24 protein-coding genes and 6 pseudogenes are annotated in these 23,462 nt (G+C 63.1%); 13 read left to right on the top strand and 17 right to left on the bottom strand.

Going from position 1 to position 23,462, the window contains the following annotated elements:
- Window positions 1-119: 119 nt before the first annotated feature.
- Window positions 120-1,433 (bottom strand): annotated as a pseudogene (locus AYX22_RS22365) (Tn3-like element IS1071 family transposase); the annotation flags it as partial.
- 145 nt (window positions 1,434-1,578) lie between these two features.
- Between AYX22_RS22365 and AYX22_RS22370 the strand changes: the two are divergent.
- From AYX22_RS22370 to atzC, 5 genes and pseudogenes are all read left to right on the top strand, one after another.
- Window positions 1,579-2,550: pseudogene (locus tag AYX22_RS22370) on the top strand (NAD(P)/FAD-dependent oxidoreductase); the annotation flags it as partial.
- Window positions 2,551-3,465: pseudogene (locus AYX22_RS22375) on the top strand (IS91-like element ISPps1 family transposase); the annotation flags it as partial. It lies immediately after the preceding pseudogene.
- Between the two features lie 190 nt (window positions 3,466-3,655).
- Window positions 3,656-4,165 (top strand): annotated as a pseudogene (locus AYX22_RS22380) (DUF1116 domain-containing protein); the annotation flags it as partial.
- Window positions 4,166-4,209: 44 nt separating this feature from the next.
- Window positions 4,210-5,058, top strand: a complete 849-nt coding sequence (locus AYX22_RS22385; RefSeq protein ID WP_242703668.1) for a carbamate kinase — start codon at window positions 4,210-4,212, stop codon at window positions 5,056-5,058.
- Window positions 5,059-5,128: 70 nt separating this feature from the next.
- On the top strand, window positions 5,129-6,352 hold the full coding sequence (atzC, locus tag AYX22_RS22390) for an N-isopropylammelide isopropyl amidohydrolase (protein ID WP_011776997.1): 1,224 nt from the start codon (window positions 5,129-5,131) through the stop codon (window positions 6,350-6,352).
- A gap of 450 nt (window positions 6,353-6,802) precedes the next feature.
- Here the strand turns inward: atzC and AYX22_RS22395 are convergent, their stop codons facing one another.
- The 4 genes from AYX22_RS22395 to AYX22_RS22410 are packed head-to-tail and all read right to left on the bottom strand — an operon-like array spanning window position 6,803 to window position 9,566.
- A complete protein-coding gene (locus AYX22_RS22395; protein ID WP_207597763.1) occupies window positions 6,803-7,873 on the bottom strand; it encodes a hypothetical protein in 1,071 nt (356 codons plus the stop codon).
- Between the two features lie 3 nt (window positions 7,874-7,876).
- A complete protein-coding gene (locus AYX22_RS22400; RefSeq protein ID WP_071416682.1) occupies window positions 7,877-8,632 on the bottom strand; it encodes a hypothetical protein in 756 nt (251 codons plus the stop codon).
- An 11-nt stretch (window positions 8,633-8,643) separates the two neighbouring features.
- A complete protein-coding gene (locus AYX22_RS22405; RefSeq protein WP_071416683.1) occupies window positions 8,644-8,946 on the bottom strand; it encodes a hypothetical protein in 303 nt (100 codons plus the stop codon).
- 11 nt (window positions 8,947-8,957) lie between these two features.
- The gene (locus tag AYX22_RS22410; protein WP_071416684.1) at window positions 8,958-9,566 is read right to left on the bottom strand and encodes a DUF6668 family protein; all 609 of its coding nucleotides are present in this window, start codon (window positions 9,564-9,566) and stop codon (window positions 8,958-8,960) included.
- Window positions 9,567-9,695: 129 nt separating this feature from the next.
- On the opposite strand from AYX22_RS22410, the gene AYX22_RS22415 reads away from it, so the two are divergent.
- Together AYX22_RS22415 and AYX22_RS22420 are read left to right on the top strand one after the other, a co-directional pair.
- On the top strand, window positions 9,696-9,995 hold the full coding sequence (locus AYX22_RS22415) for a helix-turn-helix domain-containing protein (RefSeq protein WP_231941996.1): 300 nt from the start codon (window positions 9,696-9,698) through the stop codon (window positions 9,993-9,995).
- A 1-nt stretch (window position 9,996) separates the two neighbouring features.
- Entirely contained in the window at window positions 9,997-10,536 is a 540-nt protein-coding gene (locus AYX22_RS22420) for a hypothetical protein (protein ID WP_071416686.1), read from the top strand.
- Here the strand turns inward: AYX22_RS22420 and AYX22_RS24220 are convergent.
- From AYX22_RS24220 to AYX22_RS24235, 4 genes and pseudogenes are all read right to left on the bottom strand, one after another.
- Complete coding sequence (locus AYX22_RS24220) at window positions 10,455-11,288, bottom strand: hypothetical protein (RefSeq protein ID WP_242703669.1); 834 nt, start codon at window positions 11,286-11,288, stop codon at window positions 10,455-10,457. The two genes, AYX22_RS22420 and AYX22_RS24220, sit on opposite strands and share 82 nt — an antisense overlap.
- A 50-nt stretch (window positions 11,289-11,338) precedes the next feature.
- Window positions 11,339-11,581, bottom strand: a pseudogene (locus AYX22_RS24225) (site-specific integrase); the annotation flags it as partial.
- Window positions 11,582-11,989: 408 nt separating this feature from the next.
- Window positions 11,990-12,247, bottom strand: a complete 258-nt coding sequence (locus AYX22_RS24230; protein ID WP_043426244.1) for a hypothetical protein — start codon at window positions 12,245-12,247, stop codon at window positions 11,990-11,992.
- A 75-nt stretch (window positions 12,248-12,322) separates the two neighbouring features.
- Window positions 12,323-12,511, bottom strand: coding sequence for a hypothetical protein (locus AYX22_RS24235; RefSeq protein ID WP_225740199.1), 189 nt, complete (start codon window positions 12,509-12,511; stop codon window positions 12,323-12,325).
- On the opposite strand from AYX22_RS24235, the gene AYX22_RS24240 reads away from it, so the two are divergent.
- The 4 genes from AYX22_RS24240 (at window position 12,434) to AYX22_RS22445 (ending at window position 15,927) form a co-directional block, all read left to right on the top strand.
- Window positions 12,434-12,769, top strand: a complete 336-nt coding sequence (locus tag AYX22_RS24240; RefSeq protein ID WP_225740194.1) for an endonuclease domain-containing protein — start codon at window positions 12,434-12,436, stop codon at window positions 12,767-12,769. The genes AYX22_RS24235 and AYX22_RS24240 overlap by 78 nt on opposite strands.
- Before the next feature lie 115 nt (window positions 12,770-12,884).
- Window positions 12,885-14,420, top strand: coding sequence for an IS21 family transposase (gene istA, locus AYX22_RS22435; protein ID WP_021473522.1), 1,536 nt, complete (start codon window positions 12,885-12,887; stop codon window positions 14,418-14,420).
- Window positions 14,417-15,202: an IS21-like element helper ATPase IstB gene (istB, locus tag AYX22_RS22440; protein ID WP_021473521.1), complete on the top strand. Its 786-nt coding sequence runs from the start codon at window positions 14,417-14,419 to the stop codon at window positions 15,200-15,202. Before istA ends, istB begins: the two co-directional genes overlap by 4 nt.
- A 332-nt stretch (window positions 15,203-15,534) precedes the next feature.
- Window positions 15,535-15,927, top strand: coding sequence for a RidA family protein (locus tag AYX22_RS22445; RefSeq protein WP_192551697.1), 393 nt, complete (start codon window positions 15,535-15,537; stop codon window positions 15,925-15,927).
- A gap of 256 nt (window positions 15,928-16,183) precedes the next feature.
- Here the strand turns inward: AYX22_RS22445 and AYX22_RS22450 are convergent, their stop codons facing one another.
- From AYX22_RS22450 to AYX22_RS22475, 6 genes are all read right to left on the bottom strand, one after another.
- The gene (locus AYX22_RS22450) at window positions 16,184-17,194 is read right to left on the bottom strand and encodes an ABC transporter substrate-binding protein (RefSeq protein ID WP_043426253.1); all 1,011 of its coding nucleotides are present in this window, start codon (window positions 17,192-17,194) and stop codon (window positions 16,184-16,186) included.
- 160 nt (window positions 17,195-17,354) lie between these two features.
- The gene (locus AYX22_RS22455) at window positions 17,355-18,737 is read right to left on the bottom strand and encodes an amidohydrolase (RefSeq protein WP_207597764.1); all 1,383 of its coding nucleotides are present in this window, start codon (window positions 18,735-18,737) and stop codon (window positions 17,355-17,357) included.
- 170 nt (window positions 18,738-18,907) lie between these two features.
- Window positions 18,908-19,543: a hypothetical protein gene (locus AYX22_RS22460; RefSeq protein WP_207597765.1), complete on the bottom strand. Its 636-nt coding sequence runs from the start codon at window positions 19,541-19,543 to the stop codon at window positions 18,908-18,910.
- A gap of 3 nt (window positions 19,544-19,546) precedes the next feature.
- Window positions 19,547-20,302 (bottom strand): hypothetical protein, encoded by a 756-nt coding sequence (locus AYX22_RS22465; RefSeq protein ID WP_071416682.1) that lies wholly within the window; start codon window positions 20,300-20,302, stop codon window positions 19,547-19,549.
- An 11-nt stretch (window positions 20,303-20,313) separates the two neighbouring features.
- Window positions 20,314-20,616 carry a hypothetical protein gene (locus AYX22_RS22470; RefSeq protein ID WP_071416683.1) on the bottom strand — a complete coding sequence of 101 codons (303 nt, stop codon included), beginning with the start codon at window positions 20,614-20,616 and terminating at the stop codon, window positions 20,314-20,316.
- Window positions 20,617-20,627: 11 nt separating this feature from the next.
- Window positions 20,628-21,236: a DUF6668 family protein gene (locus AYX22_RS22475; protein WP_071416684.1), complete on the bottom strand. Its 609-nt coding sequence runs from the start codon at window positions 21,234-21,236 to the stop codon at window positions 20,628-20,630.
- A 129-nt stretch (window positions 21,237-21,365) separates the two neighbouring features.
- Between AYX22_RS22475 and AYX22_RS22480 the strand changes: the two genes are divergently transcribed.
- The gene (locus AYX22_RS22480; protein WP_231941996.1) at window positions 21,366-21,665 is read left to right on the top strand and encodes a helix-turn-helix domain-containing protein; all 300 of its coding nucleotides are present in this window, start codon (window positions 21,366-21,368) and stop codon (window positions 21,663-21,665) included.
- 1 nt (window position 21,666) lies between these two features.
- A complete protein-coding gene (locus AYX22_RS22485; RefSeq protein WP_071416686.1) occupies window positions 21,667-22,206 on the top strand; it encodes a hypothetical protein in 540 nt (179 codons plus the stop codon).
- Here the strand turns inward: AYX22_RS22485 and AYX22_RS24245 are convergent.
- Both AYX22_RS24245 and AYX22_RS24250 read right to left on the bottom strand, forming a co-directional pair.
- A complete protein-coding gene (locus AYX22_RS24245) occupies window positions 22,125-22,958 on the bottom strand; it encodes a hypothetical protein (RefSeq protein WP_242703669.1) in 834 nt (277 codons plus the stop codon). The two genes, AYX22_RS22485 and AYX22_RS24245, sit on opposite strands and share 82 nt — an antisense overlap.
- Before the next feature lie 50 nt (window positions 22,959-23,008).
- Window positions 23,009-23,251 (bottom strand): annotated as a pseudogene (locus AYX22_RS24250) (site-specific integrase); the annotation flags it as partial.
- Window positions 23,252-23,462: the final 211 nt, after the last annotated feature.

Below are 23,462 nucleotides of genomic sequence, written 5' to 3' on the forward strand. Positions count from 1 at the left end.
AACCTGTCTGATGGCATGGTTTCACGAAACACCGGTGTTTGTCAACGTAGTTGTCGTGTAGACCGTGTTTTTATGCAGCCTCGTTCAACTGCATTTCTTGCCTCTCCGGATTGAGTGTGTTCCCGGTCTGGGCTGGAGATCGAAACCTGCCAGATCATTCCCAGACTTGGTGCCACCACTTCAACTGGCAGCTTTCTGGATCCTTTGAGATATAAAGCTTGCAGCTTGGCAAGGTACTCGATGGCAGGATGCTCGCCGGTGGCCTGCCAGGGCAGCTTTGCAATGGCGACGAGCAACGACCGCACGGGGCGAATTCCATCAATCAATCCCTCGCGGACCAGGGAGGCCCTGCTCGGTGGTTTGCGTTTCTGGGTTTCGGTGATCAAGGCTTCAAGACGGGCACGCAACTCAGCATCTGGCACCGCACCTTGCGCGCTCAAGGCAACAAGTTCGCCGAGCAGCGTTTTGTACATTGCGGCCCAATTGACGGTAGCGGGGACATCGGCGGCAGCCTGACGCCACAGATCGGCGATCCGGCGCTGCACCATAAGGATCAACTGGTCTGTGGTGGTGAACAGGCAATACCGAAGAAAGCATGCGACCTCCACGGTGCGCGCTGGCTCTTTGATCTTGGCTCCGGCTGAGGGCGGCCTGGAGACAAGTCGGCGCGCGTAGCGGCGCAAGATGAGATCGGGGATGTCTGCCAGGTGCTTATGAACGTCCAGCGTGTAAAGCAGGTCGATGCGCTCCAGTACCTCGCTGATTTGGCGGGTTGAGTGTTTCGCCGGTGCAGCCCATAGCCAACTCTGCTGGGTTTGTCCATCTGGGCGCAGCTCTGAAACTGAGGCTCGCCAGCGATCAAGTGTTGCTGGATCAACGCTGGCGGCGATGGCGGTGCCTGTTTCAACTTCAAGCTGGGCAAGTGCCGCCGCAATCAGTGTCCGAATTGCCCGCTCGTGCACGATCACCAGCTTGTTCTTGTACAGCCATTGACGCGCCCGCACGAGTAGCTGATCGCGGTCGGCGCAGCGCGCCACTTCGTCGCGCAGTTCACGTACCAGTGAGCGGCGCTGGTGCTCGCTCATCCACTGGAATCCAAGGACCGTGCAGGCTACTTGTTGGTGATCGAATAGCGTGCGCCCGCGTTCATACATGGCTCTCAGCGAGGCGACTTCTGGTGCTGCAATGCCAAGCTCGTTGCCAAGGTGGCGCCACAAGGCTACTGGAATTACCCGAAAGGCACCGAGCAAACGCCCACTCATGCGCAGGAAACCAATATGGAGCGCCAGACCAAGCTTGTGGGAATCACCTCGGCGTGCATTGATTGCGTCGCGCTCGGCACCATCGAAGGTGAAAAATGCCTTCATCTCGAAGTCGCTGATATCGCGGGGGAGCCCACGCATCCCCAAAAACGTTGTGTGCCAACCCTGCATCGTGAACCTCAAAAGTGGGAGGCCACCATACCCGTTTACAAAGCGAACAGGAAAGTCAATGAAATCAACGGTCTACCCAGACCACCCCCGCGCCAGTGCTAGCTTTGCGTACCGTCACTTATTGCACTGAAAACGAGGAGACCCCGCCATGGCCAAAATGCGCAAGGTCACCACCGTTCGCGGCTACGGTGCCTTTGTCGGCGCCAACCACCTCGAAGTGGAAGAAACCACCGGCACGGGCCAGGAGAAGACGGGCACCAAGAAGGTCATCGCCTTCAAGCGCGCCATCATCGCCGCTGGCAGCCAGGCCGTGCGCCTGCCGTTCATGCCCAACGACCCGCGCGTGGTCGATTCCACCGGCGCGCTGGCGCTCAGCGGCGTGCCCAAACGCATGCTCATCCTGGGTGGCGGCATCATCGGCCTGGAAATGGGCACGGTGTACAGCACCCTGGGCGCACGCCTGGATGTGGTGGAGATGATGGAAGGCCTGATGCAGGGCGCCGACCGCGACCTCGTCAAGATCTGGCAAAAGATGAACGCCAAGCGCTTCGACAACATCATGTTGAAGACGAAAACCGTCGGTGCCGAGGCCACACCTGAAGGCATCAAGGTCACATTCGCGCCAGCGGAAGAGGGCGGCACCGCCCCCGAGCCACAGGTGTACGACCTGGTGCTGCAGGCCGTGGGCCGCACGCCCAACGGCAAAAAGATCGCTGCTGAAAAGGCTGGCGTGGCCGTCACGGACCGTGGCTTCATCAACGTCGATATCCAGATGCGCACCAACGTGCCGCACATCTTTGCCATCGGCGACATCGTGGGCCAGCCCATGCTGGCGCACAAGGCGGTGCATGAGGCACACGTGGCGGCAGAAGTGATTGCCGGTGAACTGCAAGGCAACAAAGAGCTGGCAAGCGCCGCCTTCAACGCCCGCGTGATCCCAAGCGTGGCCTACACCGACCCTGAAGTGGCTTGGGTGGGCCTGACGGAAGACCAGGCCAAGGCCCAAGGCATCAAGGTCAAGAAGGGCCTGTTCCCCTGGACGGCCTCGGGCCGCGCCATTGCCAACGGCCGCGACGAAGGCTTCACCAAGCTGCTGTTCGACGACAGCCCCGAAGCAGCGACCCCTCGAATCTCATCGCCGGGTGTCATCTTTCACGCGGCCACCGGCATCGATGCGGCTACCGTGGCCCCAGTGCAGACCACACTGCAAAAACGCATCCTGCGCGCCTTCGTTGCTCGGGGCCTGCTGGAGAACTGTGACGCCAAAGACATGCTGGGCTACAAACACAGCGGCTTCTCGGTGGACGCCGGTGTCTGCATCGAAGCCCACGACCGCGCTGCGCTGGAGCGGCTGCTGCGCTATTGCGCGCGTCCACCGTTTTCCATGGAGCGCCTACGCAAAGAGGGAAGCAAACTGGTGTACCGCTGTGCCAAACAGCGCAGCGAGCCCACCAGTGACAAGCGTGGTGCCAAGGCAGATGAGCTGCACCTCACACCGCTGGAACTGATCGACCGCATCGCCGCGCTGGTGCCACCGCCACGCACCCACCGGCACCGCTACTTTGGTGTGCTGGCACCAAACTCGCCGCTGAGAGCGGCGGTAACGGCGCTGGCTCAGCCTGCTGCGTCGCAACCAGCCACGGTGGAGACTGCACAACCTGGCGCGGGCGTACCTGGGGTGGCGGCGCCGGGCAACGCGGCCACACCCACACCCGAACCTGAAGCACGCCCGAAGCGAGCGGCGCATTACTTGTGGGCGGTGCTGATTGCCCGCATCTACGAGGCATTTCCGCTGCTGTGCCCCATGTGCGGTGGGCAGATGCGCATCATTGCCTTCATCACCCACAGCGCCGAAATCCGCCACATCCTGAACCACATCGGGGTGGAGTCTGCCCCCCCGCACATCACCCCGGCACGCGGGCCACCGCTGTGGGAGGGCTGCGACGCGCCGGTGGATGATGGTGCGCAAGGCGAGCCGGATTGGGATCTGGCAGCTCAACCCGACGAGGTAGACCAGCGCGTCAATTGGTGACCCAGTGAAGCGGCGGTATCCATCGCTGCGGGGAAGCAGCTGCGCGCGCGCCAGGCCCAAATGCATACTGCCTCCCAAGCTCTTGCCATTGAGCGGCAAGCGAGCGCTCAACCTTCCTTGGCCGAACGTGTTTCGAGGCCCAAAACTCGTGCCATACTTGGCCTCATGCGGTTGAATTTCCTATCCGTCTTATAGTACAATGGTTACAACCATGGCACGAAACGGGACAGAATTTGGAATTCGGATAAGTGGTTTAGGAACCAGATGGTTTACAGCTCCCGCTGAAATGGTTAAGGGCCTCATTTTCCCAGGGTTTACCGAAGAAGACGCCAATCCGGACATTGGTGATAGTGCTATCACCGAAACGGCCGGGATAGGAGGATTTGCCATGGCGGCGGCTCCAGCTATTACCCAGTTTGTCGGGGGCTCCGTAGAAGATGCTTTTAGCTGTTCTAACCGTATGTATGAGATAACTTTGGACGAGCATAAATTCTTTAATATTCCTCAGTTTAATTTCCGAGGTAGTGCTACCGGGATTGACCTCAGAAAAGTTATTGAAGTTGGAATTTTACCGCAAATAAATACAGGGATAGCTCATAAAGAACCTGGGGTAGGGCAAATAGGGGCTGGCCTTGTAAATCCCCCTAAAGCCTGCTTTAACAAAGCTCTATCGGCTTTTGTCCAAGAATATGTAAAATAGCTGCAAAAATTAAAAATAACGGGGTAGTTAAATGGGAAAAAGTATTGTCATACCTTGTTGATTTGATAAAAAATGGGTACCACCTCGTGTTAACTCATGGGAACGGCCCACAGGTAGGTAATATTTTAATTAAAAATGAACTAAGCAAATCAATTGTACCGGCTATGCCTCTAGATGTTTGTGTTTCTAATACCCAAGGTTCCTTAGGTTATGCCATTCAACAGGAGCTGACAAATGTATTAGTAAAAGATAAAGCCCAGATACCGGTAGTTACAGTAGTTACAAGGGTCAAGGTAGATATAGCTGATCCTGCCTTTCAAAATCCCACAAAGCCGGTTGGACCTTTCTACAGTGAAAATGAAGCAAAAAACATTACTGCGGAAAAAGGTTATGTAATGATAGAAGACAGTGGGCGTGGATGGCGGCGGGTAGTTCCCTCACCCCTTCCATTAGAAATTTTGGAGAAAGAGGCGATCCATTATTTGTTGGAAGGAGGAACAGTAGTTATTGCCGCCGGAGGAGGGGGAATTCCCGTTTACCTAGATGACAATGGGAACTATACGGGGGTTGAAGCAGTTATTGACAAAGACTTAGCCGGCCAACAACTAGCCAGGGACGTAGGAGCTGAAACCTTTGTAATACTTACAGGGGTGAGTCATGTCGCAATTAACTATGGAAAGGAGTCACAAAAGGAACTAGATACGATTACAGTCAGCGAAGGGCGTAGGTATCAACAAGAGGGCCACTTTCCGCCAGGCAGCATGGGACCAAAAATGGAAGCAGCTTTATTGTTTGTTGAAAACGGAGGCCATAAAGTCGATTATTACCTCTCCGGAATAAATTGGACGGGCCTTAAAAGGGGAAGCTGGTACGATTATTATTCCCGAACCTAAAAAGTTAGTTTAAATCTACCAAAAAGAAGGCTCGAAGTTACAAGTCCTAGTTTAAAAAATGAGGATAAAAATGAGTAAAGATTTTGATTTAATCATTAGAAACGCCTATCTAAGTGAAAAAGACAGTGTATATGATATTGGGATTGTTGGTGACAGAATAATCAAAATAGAAGCTAAAATTGAAGGAACCGTAAAAGACGAAATTGATGCAAAGGGTAACCTTGTGTCTCCCGGATTTGTCGATGCACATACCCATATGGATAAGTCATTTACGAGCACAGGTGAAAGATTACCGAAGTTTTGGAGCAGACCTTATACAAGGGATGCTGCCATCGATGCTGCCATCGAGGATGGCTTGAAATATTATAAAAATGCTACCCACGAAGAAATAAAAAGACATGTGATAGAACATGCTCACATGCAGGTACTCCATGGGACTTTATACACCCGGACCCATGTAGATGTAGATTCAGTTGCTAAAACAAAAGCAGTGGAAGCAGTTTTAGAAGCCAAGGAAGAGTTAAAGGATCTTATCGATATACAAGTCGTAGCCTTTGCACAGAGTGGATTTTTCGTTGATTTGGAATCTGAATCATTGATTAGAAAATCCTTGGATATGGGCTGTGATTTAGTTGGGGGAGTTGATCCTGCTACGCGGGAAAATAATGTTGAGGGTTCTTTAGACCTATGCTTTAAATTAGCAAAGGAATACGATGTTGATATCGACTATCACATACATGATATTGGAACTGTTGGAGTATATTCGATAAATCGTCTTGCCCAAAAGACAATTGAAAATGGGTATAAGGGTAGAGTAACTACGAGTCATGCCTGGTGTTTTGCAGATGCTCCGTCCGAATGGCTCGATGAGGCAATCCCATTGTACAAGGATTCGGGTATGAAATTTGTTACCTGTTTTAGTAGTACACCGCCTACTATGCCGGTGATAAAGCTGCTTGAAGCTGGCATCAATCTTGGCTGTGCTTCGGACAATATCAGAGATTTTTGGGTTCCCTTTGGCAACGGTGATATGGTACAAGGGGCTCTGATCGAAACTCAGAGATTAGAGTTAAAGACAAACAGAGATTTGGGACTAATTTGGAAAATGATAACGTCAGAGGGTGCTAGAGTTTTAGGAATTGAAAAGAACTATGGGATAGAAGTTGGTAAAAAGGCCGATCTTGTTGTATTAAATTCGTTGTCACCACAATGGGCAATAATCGACCAAGCAAAAAGACTATGCGTAATTAAAAATGGACGTATCATTGTGAAGGATGAGGTTATAGTTGCCTAATAGATGCTTTTTTTGGAGCGGCACCCTAAGGATGGTCTGCACGAATCACTTTTGACCGTGCAGCGCCGCCCGCGGCCGCGCCTCCACCGGCAGATGCCGCCGCTGCGCCCGTGCCGCCACCGGCCGCAGCGGGGGATGCCGCCGCTGCGCCCGTGCCGCCACCCGCGGCGCTAGAGGCCTGCGCGGCTTGCGGGGCAGACTGACCGCCGCCGTTCGCTCCCGACGGGCCAGTGGAGCCCGTAGAGCCCGGCGAGCCGGTCGAGCCCGAACCGCCGGATGAGCCGCCGCCGGAACCGGTCGCCAGGCGACCCATCGAGGCCGCGCCTGTGGGGAGGGCGGCGAGAGCGGCCACGCCGAGAGCGCCGCCGGCACCGGCCGACATGGCCCCCACGAGAGGGGTCACGAACCGCATCAGGGCGGGCATCGCGAACAGCGCGAGCACCATCAGGATCAGGCCCGTGAGAACGGCGATGAAGCCGGTCCCGTCGTCCTGGAACACGTTCGTTCCCGCGAGCTGGAACGCCGCGGCGTAGACGATCGCGGCGGCGGGCTTGTAGAGGATGAACGCCACGAGCCACCCGACGTTCTTCTTGAACCAGCCCTTACCCATTTCGGTGTTGGTGGCCGCCGCGGACAGCGGGAGGATGCCGTCAGGATGACGAGCATGCCGCCGCGCGCGATCATCAGCACGATTTGGAAGGCCGTCGCGAGGATCGCGATCAGCCCCAGGATGATGATGAGCAGAGCGCCGAGGCCACCCGTCGCCGGGTTCGTCGTCAGGGCGAGCAGGGTCGCGATGTTGTTGCCGAAGCACGCCGTATCCGTGCCGACGTCGCAGTTCAGCGCCCCGTTGAGAATCCACACGGAGAACGAGTCGAACGCCGACACGAGCAGCCCGACGATAGTCACGCCGGCACCCGCCACGACGATCAGAGTCAACAGACTCTTGACCGTCTCCTTGCCGGGCTCGGCGCGCTGTTCCCACGCCATCCGAACGCCGCCGATGATGACGGACACGACGGCGGCCGCGCCCATGTACCACCACAGCGACGACTGCAGAAACAGCACGGCACCGCCCGCGCCCTGCGGCCCGTTCGGGAGCAGACCAGACACCAGCGCGGTCGCGCCGCTGATGAGGAAGATCGCACCGAGCACGATCCCCAGTCGGCCCGCGGCCTGGAAGCCCTCACCGCTGCGCATCCGCGTAGCGATGAGAGCACCGAGGAGGATGATCGAGATAGCCGCGAGCACGATCGCAATCCAGGTCACCCAGCCGAGCACCTGAATGATGCCGTCAGAGTTCGGAGCGGTCGCACCCGCAGCGATCGACGAGCCACCGCCCGTCCCGGTCAGGTTCGGCGTGCCGACGTTCACCCAGAGCGTGCCGAGCGAGGCGACAGCCTTCCCGAACGCTTCCATGACGGCATCCGCCATGTTCTGGATGGCATCGCCGACGACACTGTTTGCCCACTCGCCGGCCTTGCAGCCGAAGTCGAGCGGCGCACATTCACTCGCGGCCATGTTCTACCCCTCCGTCCAGCTCACATAACCCGAGAGGTCCGGCAACTCAGCGAGGCGTGCAGGCTCAGGGTTCGAGGCGTCGAGCTTCCAGTCCCCGTCCGCCCAGACGAGTTCGAGAACGGCGGAGCCGTTGACGCTCTGGCCGTTGCTGCTGCCGCGGAACGCGATGTCGACACGAGCGGACTCGCCGTCGTACGCGAGCATGCGAAAGCCGGCGATAGATGCCCGCACGTCGGATGGCGCAGCCGCTCCCTGAGCGTTGAGCAGGGTGTCACGGTACGGGCCATCCGTCAGGGCGTACTCGAGAAATGCCTGTCGCTGCTCGGCGGGTCCGAAACCGATGATCGTCACGTTCGCGGCTGCGAACAGTGCACCCTCAGGCGAGTGCTGGAAGCAGTACGGGTAGCCCTCTGGGGCCGTGTCCCCCGGCCCCGCCGTGGAAGAGGTCGGGAAGGCGTAGACGTCCTGGAACCGCCATTCGGCGGCGGGAGCTGTCGTCACCGTCCCGGATAGCTCCTCGCCCGCCAGGCCACAAACGCTCGCGCCGCCCGCGACCCCGGAAGGCTCCGGGGAAGGGGCGGCGCTGCTTGTGGCACTGGACGACGGGTCGGGAGCCGGCGGCGCGGCGTCGTCGTCTCGGTTCAGGTTGAGAACCGTCAGAACGATGCCCGCCACGATGAGCGCGACCACCACGACCGCCCCGACGATGAAGCCGGGGCGCGTGAACGGGTTCTGCTGCGTGTCGTCGTCCTCAGCCATGACGGCTCCTCTCAGGCCCCGGCGAGGATGCCGACGAGAGCGGCACCACCACCGATCACGATCGCTCCGGCCATCGGCCAAAGGATCTTCGGCAGAGCATCGTGACCCTCACCGCGGCGGAAGCTGACGGCGATGAGGATGCCGCCGACGATGATCGCGCCGCCGACGACGACGTAGCCGATCCACTTCAGCCAGGACAGGATGATGGTCACGCCTTCGGTGCCCGGAGGCTGTACGGGGTCCGGGTCAGGAATGACGCCGGCGAGGTTCACGGCGGTGTCGGCCGCCGCGTGGAACACGTCGATAACGGACATGCTGTTGCCTTTCAGTTCGAGGTGCCGGCGGCACCGAGGATTGCGGTCAGCTCGTCGACGAGACGCTGAGCTTCGCGCGGAGAAGATGAGAGAGCCGGCGGCTCTCCCACGCGCCATGCATCGACCCACGGCACCGACCAGGTGCGCGGGACTCCCCCGCTGACGACCTGCATCAGGTCGCGCAACGAGCGAGGCAGTCGACCAGGTGCGTCAGCCATGACGACCAGGCCCAAGACTTCAACAGACGGGACGAGGCCCGCGGCCCACTGCCGCATCGCGGCCTGCGCCGCGCGCAACCCGCGAGCGTCTGAGCGGGCGACGAGAACCGTCCGTGCGGGCGTCGTGGAGGCGGTGCGCGGCCACGAGTGGCCCGCCGCCTGCGAGCCCGGCATCAGCGCCGCCAGCGTGGACTCTCCCGCGCCGCCGTGTGCGCCTACCCACCACAGCGCAGCCGTGGTGTTGCGGTCGTAGATCGGCAGCTGGTCGACGCGATCCGGTGCGGGGATTCCTCGCTGCGGAGCCACCGGGCCGAACGTGTCGGGCACGGCCGCGATCGGGGCCGCCTCGGTAGGCGGCGGCGTCGTCGGCCGAGAAAGCCACGGGTTGAGCGGGTCGCTCATGTTGCCCCCCTAGGTACAGTGAGATTCACCCTAATAAGGGAATCCTACGCCCAAGCGCCCAAACAAGGAAGGGTGAACCCGAATGAACCCGAACCTATACAAACATGCCCTAACCGGTACACTAGGACCGTGGAGCCAACAGGAGGTCTCACCGTGAGCAGCGACAGCGGTGCGTGTGACGCGCTCGATCGCCTATTCGAGCAGAGCCCTCCGACCCTCGGCCCCACCGAAGTAGCAGAACGACTCGGAGTCTCTAACAAGAGCGTGTACACGTGGCTCCGCGAGGGACTGATCCCCGGCTACAAGGTCGGCTCGACGTGGTTCATCATCCGCGACGAGCTGAAAGACACCTTGCGCCGGGGTGCGAATGTCCCTCGCGACACCGGCCCGGTCGTCGTCATCAACTCAGAACGGCACGAAGGGGACTGACATGCGGAAGATCGGGACGGCGCTACTCATAGTCGTCACCGCGGCGGCCCTGACCGCCTGCACCGGCCAGAACAACGCGCCAGCGCCGACCCCCAGCGCCAGTAGCACCGGCCCGATCTATCCCGACCTCGACCAGTTCACCCCCGCCCCCGAAGGCCTCATCGACGAGGACAGCGGAGAGACGCACGGCCCGCGGCCCGTGCCCACGTGGGATGACGAATCGCGCGAGAGCGCAACGGCGGCCGCGGTCGCCGTGATGACCGCCTACGCGCGCCCCGATCTTCCGTTCGAGCAGTGGTGGGCCGGCTTGCAGCCCCTCCTCGACAACAAGGCCACCCAGGACTACGCCTACATGGACCCGGCACGCATCGTCGCGACGAGCGTCACCGGCCCCGCCGTCATCACCGACGACACGAGCGCTTACGTCGCGTTCGTCGACGTCCCCACCAACGCCGGCACCTACGGCGTCGTGCTCAGCCGTGCCGACGCTGACTCCCCCTGGCTCGCGGGGCGCTTCATCCTCCCCGAAGGGGTGAACTGATGGCAGCGCCCAAGGGCAGCGCCGCCTACGCGATCGCGGCGGTGCCGCTCCTCATCGTCGGCTCCCTGTTCGGGCTCCTCCTCATGGGCGAGGACGAGTGCGGCCCGAGCGCCGGCAACGGCGGATCGAGCGTCTCGATCGACCCCGCATCCGTCCCCGAGACGGAGATTGCCGGCTACGGCCACGAGCAGCTTGTGAACGCCGCATATGTCATGCAGGCGGGCAAAGACCTCGGCCTGAACGCGCGGGATCAGACCATCGGCGTCATGACTGCGATGGGTGAATCCAGCCTCCGGAACATCGACTACGGCGACTGGGAAACCGGCGGGGTCACCAACCCCGACGGCACCCGCACGACGTCGATCGGCCTGTTCCAGCAGCAGGACGGATGGGGCACCCGCGAGGAGCGGCTGGACCCCTACATCTCGTCGACGAAGTTCTTCAACGCGATGACCACGAAGGTTCCCGACCGCGAGTCGCTGGAACCGACGATCGTCGCCCACCGCACTCAGGTGAACGCCGACCCGTACCACTACACGAAGTTCTGGGACGGCGCGGTGCAGATCGTCGAGGGCCTGAGTGGTGTCCGCACCGGCCTCGACTCCGGCGACGGCAGCGCCAGCGGCGGCGCATGCGAGGGCCTGCTTCCCGGCGAAGTCAGCGCCGAAGGCTGGGCCTCCCCCGGCGCCGGCCCGGTCAGCAGCCCCTACGGCATCCGCGTGCACCCGATCTACGGCACGCAGCGACTCCACGCCGGCACCGACCTTGCCGGCGGCGGCTGCGACGGCCCGATCTGCTTCTGGGTGCGTAGGTCCGCCGAGAACTCCTCGACAAGCGCGGGCGTCCAGTTCCACGGGTCTTCGTTGACGTGGCTGATGAAGCGCTCGACCATCCGGAGCCGTTGGTCGATGGTCGCGAACTGCAGGTTGCGTGACAGCTGCTGGTTCCGCCAGCCCTCGAGCATCTTCTGGAGCACCTGCTCGTCGGGCCGGAGGACCGGCACCGACTCGACCAGGCGGACCCGTCCGGAGCCATCAACCTGCATCAAATCCTCCCGAGAATCCGGTTTCATCCAGTGATTCCATGATGCATCTGATGAGACGCCATCTGTGTTTGCGCAGGTCAACGGCGTGTCGCGGTGGCCGCGCAACGCCTGATCGTTCCGCCGCCACACACGGTTTGACGCCGTTACGACGACGTTCGGTGCTGCGTTTCCGCTGGTCAGAGCTGGGTTAAGTACGGCCAGCGGGGCAGTGAGTCAGCCGCCCGCGATTGATTCATCCGATGCAATACGCAGACTAGTACCTTACATAAGCATTGTTATCGGCGGTCAATCGGGACGAGTCGAAGCAGATGAGAGAGCCCGTCCCATGGAGTCGGTGACCCGCGACCTCCCCGTAGCACTCACACACACGCGCCCCCAGATCGCCGAATTCGCGCGGGCCAACAGCAACTACAGTTCGGCGGCATGGGGCGCGTCCAGGGGCATTACGAGTGGGCGCGCAGGGACACGCCCCCCGTTGCTCGGACCGCCGCCGATCTTCCGCCCGGCCGGCGCGAGACGCTCGCGTGGCGCCTCAGCGATCGCGATGGCTTCCACCTGGCTCAGGCACTCGACCACCTGGAGGACACCTGTGAGGCGAGCCTGCTGCAGTTCGAGCAATTGCCGCCGTTTGATCGCGCTGTCGCGGACCGATCCGGCATCTACCATCTCTTCGCTGGCTCACGCGCGGCCTGCCTCGGACGGTTCACCGAGTCACGCTGGTGCGAGGCGCAAGTCTCGCGATCAGGCGCAGAGCCCGTCTCCAATGTGGCCAATATCCCGCTCGAGCTTCGCTGCGATCGCGCAGCTGGCCGCTGGCCGCCCCAGATCGACGGCAAAGGGCCGCGCGCAAAGATCCGACGCCGGCTTGTCGAAGAGCTCGGGTGTGGGTGCGCGACGTGTCCGGATCCATGGGCGACCAAGATCGATCATGACCACCTGACCGGACTGGTCCGTGGCTACCTATGCGGAGCCTGTAACACGGTGGTCGACCTGTGTCGACACCTGTCGGGCTGCCGATTTGCCGACTACCTCGCCAACCCTCCGGCCGCGCCTCTCGGCATCGAGTACCCCGGTTGGAGGGCCCAGCTCGCGAGTCCGAGATACGTCGCCCGCTGTCGGCGGCCACGAGAAACTGCCCGGAGACGGCCACGAAGCTGCCCGGTGGCGGACATGAGAACTGCCCACTGACGGTCATGGGATCTGCCCGACACGACGTCGTCTGCCTCACCGGTTCCCACGGTTGAGGCCCCTCCTCAGGTGCGGTTGGCGTGCTGATGCGCCGTTCGCCCCTGAGGAGGGACATGTGAAGTCTGCCGAGGAGATCATGGAAATCTTGGATGCCTACGACCTGACTGGGTCGTTTCGTGATGCCGGTGAGTTGGCCGGCTGTTCGCACCACACGGTGAAGCACTACGTGGACCGCCGCGCTGCCGGCGGGGAGCTGGACCAGACCGCAGCCCGGCTGCAGTTGATCGATGAGTACCTGCCCAAGGTCGAGGAGTGGGTCGAGCGGTCGTTCGGGAAGGTCCGTGCCGATGTCGCCCACGAGAAGCTCGTGGCGTTGGGCTACAAGGGTTCGGAACGCACCACACGCCGCGCGGTCGCTAAAGTCAAGGCGTCCTATCGCTCTGGTCGGGTGCGGGTGCACCGGCCCTGGGTCACCGAGCCGGGGATGTGGCTGCAGTACGACTACGGCGACGGCCCGGTCGTCGACGGCGTCAAGACGGTGCTGTTCGTGGCGTGGCTGGCGTGGTCGCGGTTCCGGGTCGTGCTGCCGTTGCGTGACAAGACGATGCCGTCCGTGTTCGCCGCGCTGGACGTCACGTTCCGCCGACTCGGTGGAGTGCCGACCTACGTGCTGACCGACAACGAGAAGACCGTCACGGTCGAGCACATCGCCGGGATCCCGGTCAGGAACCAGCAGTTGGTCACCTTCGCCGAGCACTACTCGGTCGTGGTGCACACCTGTGTGCCCGCGGATCCGGCGTCCAAGGGCGGCACCGAGGCGTCGGTGAAGATCAGCAAGGCCGACCTCGTCCCCAAGGACACCAACCTGCGGGAGGAGTACGCGAGTTTCGCTGAGCTCGAGGCGGCCTGCGAGGCGTTCTGCGAGAAGGTCAACACCCGTGCCCACCGGACGACGAAGCGGCCGCCGATCGAGATGCTCGCCGAGGAACGAGCTCGGCTGCACCCCGTTCCGGCGCGAGCGCACACGGTCGCGTTCGGCACCACCCGCATGGTGCCGGCGAACACCCCGATGGTGATGTTCGAGTCCGGCCAGTACTCGGTCCCACACACCCTGCTCGGTGCAACAGTGTGGGTCCGCACCCACGGGGTCGGTGAGGACGAGTGGGTCGTCATCGTTCATGTCGGCGACGACGGTCCGATCGAGGTCGCCCGCCACCGTCGCGCCACGCCGGGAACGCCGAAGATCGATGACGGGCACTTCCCGCCCCAGCCGTCCGGCCCGCTGGACCGCCAGCCCCGAGCGAAGAACGCCGCGGAGTCGGAGTTCCTCGACCTGGGTGAGGGGGCCCGGCTGTGGTTGGTCGAGGCGGCTGCCGCGGGCACGCCGCGGATGCGGGTCAAGATGACCGAGGCGCTCGCGTTGGCCAAGTTGTTCGACCCCGTCGAGGTCGACTGGGCACTGGGCCACGCCGCGGTCCATGGCCGGTTCGCCGAGGCCGACCTCTCTTCGATCCTGGACCACCACGCCCGGCAGCCCGGCACAGGTGAGCATCGTGCCAGCGAGGACTCCTCGCTGACCCAGGGCACCGCCGCGTGGGCACGGCTCGGCCAGCGGTCCACCGCGGACGGCGACGGCGAGGTGACCCGATGACGACGAGGAGCCCCATCAGCACCGCGCCGCCGTTGCCGGTCGAGTTGGAGGAGCTGCTGCGCAAGCTGCGGCTGCCGCACATCCGTCGCCACGCGCCCGAGGTGGTCGCGACCGCGAAGGCCCAACGCTGGGAGCCCGCCGAGGTCCTCAAGGCCCTGTTCGCTGAGGAGGTCGCCGGCCGGGAACGCTCCGCCTTGGCCACGAGGCGGGCGGCCGCAGGGTTCCCGACCGGCAAGACGTTCGATGCGTGGCAGCCCGAGATCTCCTCGATCCCGGCCCCGACCCAGCAGGCGCTGCGGACCTTGGAGTGGGTCCACCGGCGAGAGAACCTCGTGGTCTGCGGGCCATCCGGGACCGGGAAGACGTTCCTGCTCGAAGCGCTCGGACAACAAGCCGTCGAGCAGGGACTCAAGGTCGCCTGGTTCACCCTGGAAGACCTCGGCGTCCTGCTGCGCCGGCACCGTGCGGACGACACCGTCACCAAGGCCATCGCCCGAATCCTGCGGGCCGACCTGGTCATCGTCGATGACATCGGGCTCCTGGCCGTCGCCGCCGACGCCGCCGAAGGCCTCTACCGCCTCGTCGACGCCGCCTATGAGAAGCGCTCGGTCGCGATCAGCTCGAACCTGCACCCGTCCGGGTTCGACGAGCTCATGCCCAAGACGCTGGCCACCGCCACAGTCGACCGGCTGCTCCACCACGCCCACGTCTGCCAGACCAGCGGCGACAGCGTGCGCCTGACCCAGGCACTCGCCGGCCAGGGGGTGAGCCCGTTGAGCTGAGCACCCCGGTCGGTGGTGGCCACCGCCCCCTTGGGCAGATCCCGTGGCCACCACCGGGCAGTTCTCGTGGCCGTCAGCGGGCAGGTTTCATGTCCGCCCCTGGGCAGTTCCTACTGTCCCTTGACACGCTACCACGACTCACCTCAGCCTTTGCTGTCGATTGGGAGTCACGGCAAGCGCAGACCCCATCTGAGAACTTCGTTCATTGGAGTTAGACTTTCACACAGCGTAAGCCGTGCCGTCCCAAGGTGCGCGGCCGACGACGGATGGCGGGCAACTCCGCCGCCCAAATCACCGGGTCGGATGGCCCGAGACCGACCGAAAGGGTCAACATGGAGTCGATGACTCGGCAGAATATCTCGTCTGGGTCTCACCTCGAGAGCCTCCGGGGCTACTCGCGGGCCGTCTGCAAGGGGCCGTTTGTGTTTGTTGGTGGGATGACCGCAGGGTCGAGTGAGGGAGCCGTTGGCGGCGACGACGTCGTCGCACAGACGCGTGAGACTCTTACGCGAGTCGAGTCCGCGCTGAAAGAAGCGGGCGCGTCGATCGCGGACGTGGTCCGGACTCGGATCTTCGTCACGAATATCTCGGACTTCGAGGCGGTGGCCGCCGTCCATGGTGAGGTGTTCGGGGAGGTACGGCCAGCGAATGCGCTTGTTGAGGTTGGCGCACTGGCTCTTCCCGACCTACTCGTCGAAATCGAGGCAGACGCCATCATCGGCTAGCCGCCACCGGACCAATGTATGGTCCGTCCGGCTTGCCGGAACCAAACTAGGCATCGGCTCTGCGGTTCGGTGCCTACCTTCACAGGCCATACCCACGAAAGACCAGCGCCCCAGTCAGATTGTCTGGGGCGCTGGTCGTTTGAGCGATCGGCTCAGCCGATGGCACGTCCCGCAGGCAGTTGCGCCTGCCTGCCGTCGTGCGGGCTCCCCAATCCAGAGCGCCTCCTGCAGGAGCCGCCGAGCCGACGGACAGTCCTCACGGCGCGATGGTCAGATCCACCGACTTCTCGACGTCGATCGGGTGGTCGACGTAGTCGCCGTCCTCAAGAATCTTGGCCGTTTCCTCGTAGTTGTCCATGGGAATCTGGCCCCAGTTGTCTGGAGGCGTGTCTCCATCCCAGAGGACGTCCTTCATCGCGTCCAGCGCAGAGGTTTCGACTGGTCGGCTGGCGCTGGGCTCCTCTGCGAGGATGGCGTCAACAGCCTCGTCGGGATGCGCGAAGGCGTAGGTCCACCCCTTCATCGTTGCCTCGACGAAAGCGGTGAGCGCGTCGGGGCTGGACTGGATGGCGCTCTCGTTGGCGATCAGGCACCCGTGGAGAATGCCGACGTCATAGTCAGAAGGCTTGAAGAAGACAAGGTCCTTGTCTGTGTAACCAGCGTGATAGACCTCCTGGAGCTGCCCAAACGATGTCATCTCTGCGACGGGGTACTCGTCGTTGAGCCACGGATCCATCGTGAATCCCTGGTAGAACGTCTTAACATCGCTGGGGTCGACGCCCATCGCTGTGAGGAGGGCGTCGGCCTGGAACTCGTCGTCTGCGAAGATTCCTACCTTCTGCCCGACAAGGTCATCAGGTGAGTTGATTCCGCTGCTCTTCTTGGCCACGAGCCAGAATCCGGACTTCTGATCGAACTCCGCGATGCCCTTGATCGGGATGCCCTTGTCACGCGACAGGAAGAGGGTGCTGACGCGGTCGACGGTGAGGTCGGCCTGACCGCTGGTCAGTTGCTGAACGTTGTTGACGTTCGGCCCGCCGTAGAGAAGGTCTACATCCAGGTTTGCGTCCTCGTAGAAGCCCTGCTCCTTAGCCATCATGTATCCAGCGAACTGTGCGTTCGCCACCCAGCTCAGCTGCATCCGTAGCCTCGTCGGCGCGCCGTTTGATGTGGTGGTGCCGCCTTCGCTGTCCTTGCCGCATCCCGCGATGGAGGCAATGATCAGGAGTGCGACCGCGAGCGCGGCTGAAACCCGTCGAACTGCCATCGATATCGATCCTTTCAAGTGGGAAATCCGTATCAATTCGCCCGAGCGGGCATCGACGGCGAGCAAGAGCGTCGATGACGTGCGTGTGGCAAGGAACTTGGGAGCACAGATGCTCGGCGTCCAGTACCGCCGTGACCCCTACTGCAGGGGGCGCAGGGCACTACAAGTTCTTGGGAATGAGTGCTGTCGTATTCGCGACGATGCGTTCGAGATCTGCCAGAACGGGTCGTTCGTTCTCGACGAGCACCTGACCATTCACGACCACCAGGCTTGCCCGGTCTGAAAGACCAGTCATGATCAGGCCGATCGCCGGGTCGTGCACACCAACCCGGTCGACTCCATCGAGGCGCCAACAGGCGATGTCCGCAGCACGACCCTCCTCGAGGACGCCCAGGTCGGGCCTGCCGAGGCACTCCGCTGATCCCCTGGTTGCCATTCGGAGCAGCTCGCGTGCCGACAGCCACTTCTCGGGCTCGTTGGGGTCAGCGGGGCGGTGCGCCAGCGCAGCCAGGCGCAGATCGCCAAGCAGGTTCCCGCCATCGTTGCTGGCGGACCCGGTCGTTCCAAACCCAACCGTGATTCCGGCGTCGAGGTATTCCCGGATAGGCGCGAGTCCCCAGCCCAACCGAAGGTCCGGCGCAATGAGATGCGCGATCGCGACGCCTGCGTCGGCGAACTCGGGGATCTCCTCCCGTGGAGGTACCACAGCGTGAGCCAGCCATACTCGGTCGCTGGCCCAGCCGTGCTTCTCAAGGAAACGCCACGGCGTCATACCGTAGAGGTGGTCGCTCATTCCCGCGTCGAGCGGTTCGTAGAAGTGGGTGTGGAGGCGCACGTCGTAGTCCGCCGCCATCTGTGCGAACGCTTCGAAGAGTTCGGGCTTGTCGTAGGGGACGCCGCAGGGTCCAAGAGCGATTCGAACCATTCCAAACGGTTCCGGCTCGTGGTACTGGTCGATGAGACCCAGACAGTGCTGGACGACTCTGTCGACGGGCTCGACGAACAGGTCGTCGCAGAAGCCACCTTCGCTCTTGCCGAGCGTCATCGATGACCTTGCCGCATGGAACCGGATCCCGAGGTCGGTGGCGGCCTCGATGGTTGCGTCGATATAGCTATCGACATAGCTATCGGCCGTGGCACCGGGGAAGAATGGGTGCTGGTCGGCGACCGTGGTGATGCCACCGAGGAGCGACTGGAGGAGGACGGCGCGCGCAACCTCCCGGATGACATCTGGACCGAACTTCCCGTCGCGCCACCATCCTGTGCTTCTGGTCAGGACGCCTTCGAGCCAACTGGCCATCGTGACCCGCTCGAGTTGGGGAATCGCCCGCATTGCGCCTTCGAACAGGTGCTGGTGCGAGTTGATGAGACCTGGCAGCGCAATCATTCCACGCCCGTCGATTGTCCGTGAAACGCTGCGATCCGACAGGTCCTTTCCGACGGCGACGATCTTCGGCCCGTCGATCAGAATGTCGGCGTCTTCCAACTCGCGTTCTTGATCGTCGAAAGTGATGACACGTGTCAGTCCGCGGATCAGGATCATTCTCTCTCCTTCGTGCAGGGCTCTTACGCCCGGGTACGACTTGCTGACGGCGTCGACCTCGAGCAACGGCGCGTGGCGGTCTTCGGTCCGTCCTAGGTCCGGTGCTACTTGCGTCATGTTCCCTCGCGGAGGTCTTGTGTGCGGTGCGTCACCCCACTGAGCGATGGACCCTAGACGACATCCGAAGTTGGATGCAATATACCCGCCACGACGATCAGAGTCAACAGACTCTTGACCGTCTCCTTGCCGGGCTCGGCGCGCTGTTCCCACGCCATCCGAACGCCGCCGATGATGACGGACACGACGGCGGCCGCGCCCATGTACCACCACAGCGACGACTGCAGAAACAGCACGGCACCGCCCGCGCCCTGCGGCCCGTTCGGGAGCAGACCAGACACCAGCGCGGTCGCGCCGCTGATGAGGAAGATCGCACCGAGCACGATCCCCAGTCGGCCCGCGGCCTGGAAGCCCTCACCGCTGCGCATCCGCGTAGCGATGAGAGCACCGAGGAGGATGATCGAGATAGCCGCGAGCACGATCGCAATCCAGGTCACCCAGCCGAGCACCTGAATGATGCCGTCAGAGTTCGGAGCGGTCGCACCCGCAGCGATCGACGAGCCACCGCCCGTCCCGGTCAGGTTCGGCGTGCCGACGTTCACCCAGAGCGTGCCGAGCGAGGCGACAGCCTTCCCGAACGCTTCCATGACGGCATCCGCCATGTTCTGGATGGCATCGCCGACGACACTGTTTGCCCACTCGCCGGCCTTGCAGCCGAAGTCGAGCGGCGCACATTCACTCGCGGCCATGTTCTACCCCTCCGTCCAGCTCACATAACCCGAGAGGTCCGGCAACTCAGCGAGGCGTGCAGGCTCAGGGTTCGAGGCGTCGAGCTTCCAGTCCCCGTCCGCCCAGACGAGTTCGAGAACGGCGGAGCCGTTGACGCTCTGGCCGTTGCTGCTGCCGCGGAACGCGATGTCGACACGAGCGGACTCGCCGTCGTACGCGAGCATGCGAAAGCCGGCGATAGATGCCCGCACGTCGGATGGCGCAGCCGCTCCCTGAGCGTTGAGCAGGGTGTCACGGTACGGGCCATCCGTCAGGGCGTACTCGAGAAATGCCTGTCGCTGCTCGGCGGGTCCGAAACCGATGATCGTCACGTTCGCGGCTGCGAACAGTGCACCCTCAGGCGAGTGCTGGAAGCAGTACGGGTAGCCCTCTGGGGCCGTGTCCCCCGGCCCCGCCGTGGAAGAGGTCGGGAAGGCGTAGACGTCCTGGAACCGCCATTCGGCGGCGGGAGCTGTCGTCACCGTCCCGGATAGCTCCTCGCCCGCCAGGCCACAAACGCTCGCGCCGCCCGCGACCCCGGAAGGCTCCGGGGAAGGGGCGGCGCTGCTTGTGGCACTGGACGACGGGTCGGGAGCCGGCGGCGCGGCGTCGTCGTCTCGGTTCAGGTTGAGAACCGTCAGAACGATGCCCGCCACGATGAGCGCGACCACCACGACCGCCCCGACGATGAAGCCGGGGCGCGTGAACGGGTTCTGCTGCGTGTCGTCGTCCTCAGCCATGACGGCTCCTCTCAGGCCCCGGCGAGGATGCCGACGAGAGCGGCACCACCACCGATCACGATCGCTCCGGCCATCGGCCAAAGGATCTTCGGCAGAGCATCGTGACCCTCACCGCGGCGGAAGCTGACGGCGATGAGGATGCCGCCGACGATGATCGCGCCGCCGACGACGACGTAGCCGATCCACTTCAGCCAGGACAGGATGATGGTCACGCCTTCGGTGCCCGGAGGCTGTACGGGGTCCGGGTCAGGAATGACGCCGGCGAGGTTCACGGCGGTGTCGGCCGCCGCGTGGAACACGTCGATAACGGACATGCTGTTGCCTTTCAGTTCGAGGTGCCGGCGGCACCGAGGATTGCGGTCAGCTCGTCGACGAGACGCTGAGCTTCGCGCGGAGAAGATGAGAGAGCCGGCGGCTCTCCCACGCGCCATGCATCGACCCACGGCACCGACCAGGTGCGCGGGACTCCCCCGCTGACGACCTGCATCAGGTCGCGCAACGAGCGAGGCAGTCGACCAGGTGCGTCAGCCATGACGACCAGGCCCAAGACTTCAACAGACGGGACGAGGCCCGCGGCCCACTGCCGCATCGCGGCCTGCGCCGCGCGCAACCCGCGAGCGTCTGAGCGGGCGACGAGAACCGTCCGTGCGGGCGTCGTGGAGGCGGTGCGCGGCCACGAGTGGCCCGCCGCCTGCGAGCCCGGCATCAGCGCCGCCAGCGTGGACTCTCCCGCGCCGCCGTGTGCGCCTACCCACCACAGCGCAGCCGTGGTGTTGCGGTCGTAGATCGGCAGCTGGTCGACGCGATCCGGTGCGGGGATTCCTCGCTGCGGAGCCACCGGGCCGAACGTGTCGGGCACGGCCGCGATCGGGGCCGCCTCGGTAGGCGGCGGCGTCGTCGGCCGAGAAAGCCACGGGTTGAGCGGGTCGCTCATGTTGCCCCCCTAGGTACAGTGAGATTCACCCTAATAAGGGAATCCTACGCCCAAGCGCCCAAACAAGGAAGGGTGAACCCGAATGAACCCGAACCTATACAAACATGCCCTAACCGGTACACTAGGACCGTGGAGCCAACAGGAGGTCTCACCGTGAGCAGCGACAGCGGTGCGTGTGACGCGCTCGATCGCCTATTCGAGCAGAGCCCTCCGACCCTCGGCCCCACCGAAGTAGCAGAACGACTCGGAGTCTCTAACAAGAGCGTGTACACGTGGCTCCGCGAGGGACTGATCCCCGGCTACAAGGTCGGCTCGACGTGGTTCATCATCCGCGACGAGCTGAAAGACACCTTGCGCCGGGGTGCGAATGTCCCTCGCGACACCGGCCCGGTCGTCGTCATCAACTCAGAACGGCACGAAGGGGACTGACATGCGGAAGATCGGGACGGCGCTACTCATAGTCGTCACCGCGGCGGCCCTGACCGCCTGCACCGGCCAGAACAACGCGCCAGCGCCGACCCCCAGCGCCAGTAGCACCGGCCCGATCTATCCCGACCTCGACCAGTTCACCCCCGCCCCCGAAGGCCTCATCGACGAGGACAGCGGAGAGACGCACGGCCCGCGGCCCGTGCCCACGTGGGATGACGAATCGCGCGAGAGCGCAACGGCGGCCGCGGTCGCCGTGATGACCGCCTACGCGCGCCCCGATCTTCCGTTCGAGCAGTGGTGGGCCGGCTTGCAGCCCCTCCTCGACAACAAGGCCACCCAGGACTACGCCTACATGGACCCGGCACGCATCGTCGCGACGAGCGTCACCGGCCCCGCCGTCATCACCGACGACACGAGCGCTTACGTCGCGTTCGTCGACGTCCCCACCAACGCCGGCACCTACGGCGTCGTGCTCAGCCGTGCCGACGCTGACTCCCCCTGGCTCGCGGGGCGCTTCATCCTCCCCGAAGGGGTGAACTGATGGCAGCGCCCAAGGGCAGCGCCGCCTACGCGATCGCGGCGGTGCCGCTCCTCATCGTCGGCTCCCTGTTCGGGCTCCTCCTCATGGGCGAGGACGAGTGCGGCCCGAGCGCCGGCAACGGCGGATCGAGCGTCTCGATCGACCCCGCATCCGTCCCCGAGACGGAGATTGCCGGCTACGGCCACGAGCAGCTTGTGAACGCCGCATATGTCATGCAGGCGGGCAAAGACCTCGGCCTGAACGCGCGGGATCAGACCATCGGCGTCATGACTGCGATGGGTGAATCCAGCCTCCGGAACATCGACTACGGCGACTGGGAAACCGGCGGGGTCACCAACCCCGACGGCACCCGCACGACGTCGATCGGCCTGTTCCAGCAGCAGGACGGATGGGGCACCCGCGAGGAGCGGCTGGACCCCTACATCTCGTCGACGAAGTTCTTCAACGCGATGACCACGAAGGTTCCCGACCGCGAGTCGCTGGAACCGACGATCGTCGCCCACCGCACTCAGGTGAACGCCGACCCGTACCACTACACGAAGTTCTGGGACGGCGCGGTGCAGATCGTCGAGGGCCTGAGTGGTGTCCGCACCGGCCTCGACTCCGGCGACGGCAGCGCCAGCGGCGGCGCATGCGAGGGCCTGCTTCCCGGCGAAGTCAGCGCCGAAGGCTGGGCCTCCCCCGGCGCCGGCCCGGTCAGCAGCCCCTACGGCATCCGCGTGCACCCGATCTACGGCACGCAGCGACTCCACGCCGGCACCGACCTTGCCGGCGGCGGCTGCGACGGCCCGATCTGCTTCTGGGTGCGTAGGTCCGCCGAGAACTCCTCGACAAGCGCGGGCGTCCAGTTCCACGGGTCTTCGTTGACGTGGCTGATGAAGCGCTCGACCATCCGGAGCCGTTGGTCGATGGTCGCGAACTGCAGGTTGCGTGACAGCTGCTGGTTCCGCCAGCCCTCGAGCATCTTCTGGAGCACCTGCTCGTCGGGCCGGAGGACCGGCACCGACTCGACCAGGCGGACCCGTCCGGAGCCATCAACCTGCATCAAATCCTCCCGAGAATCCGGTTTCATCCAGTGATTCCATGATGCATCTGATGAGACGCCATCTGTGTTTGCGCAGGTCAACGGCGTGTCGCGGTGGCCGCGCAACGCCTGATCGTTCCGCCGCCACACACGGTTTGACGCCGTTACGACGACGTTCGGTGCTGCGTTTCCGCTGGTCAGAGCTGGGTTAAGTACGGCCAGCGGGGCAGTG

It is taken from the genome of Arthrobacter sp. D5-1 (assembly GCF_017357425.1).
In the GTDB taxonomy this organism is placed as follows: domain Bacteria; phylum Actinomycetota; class Actinomycetes; order Actinomycetales; family Micrococcaceae; genus Arthrobacter.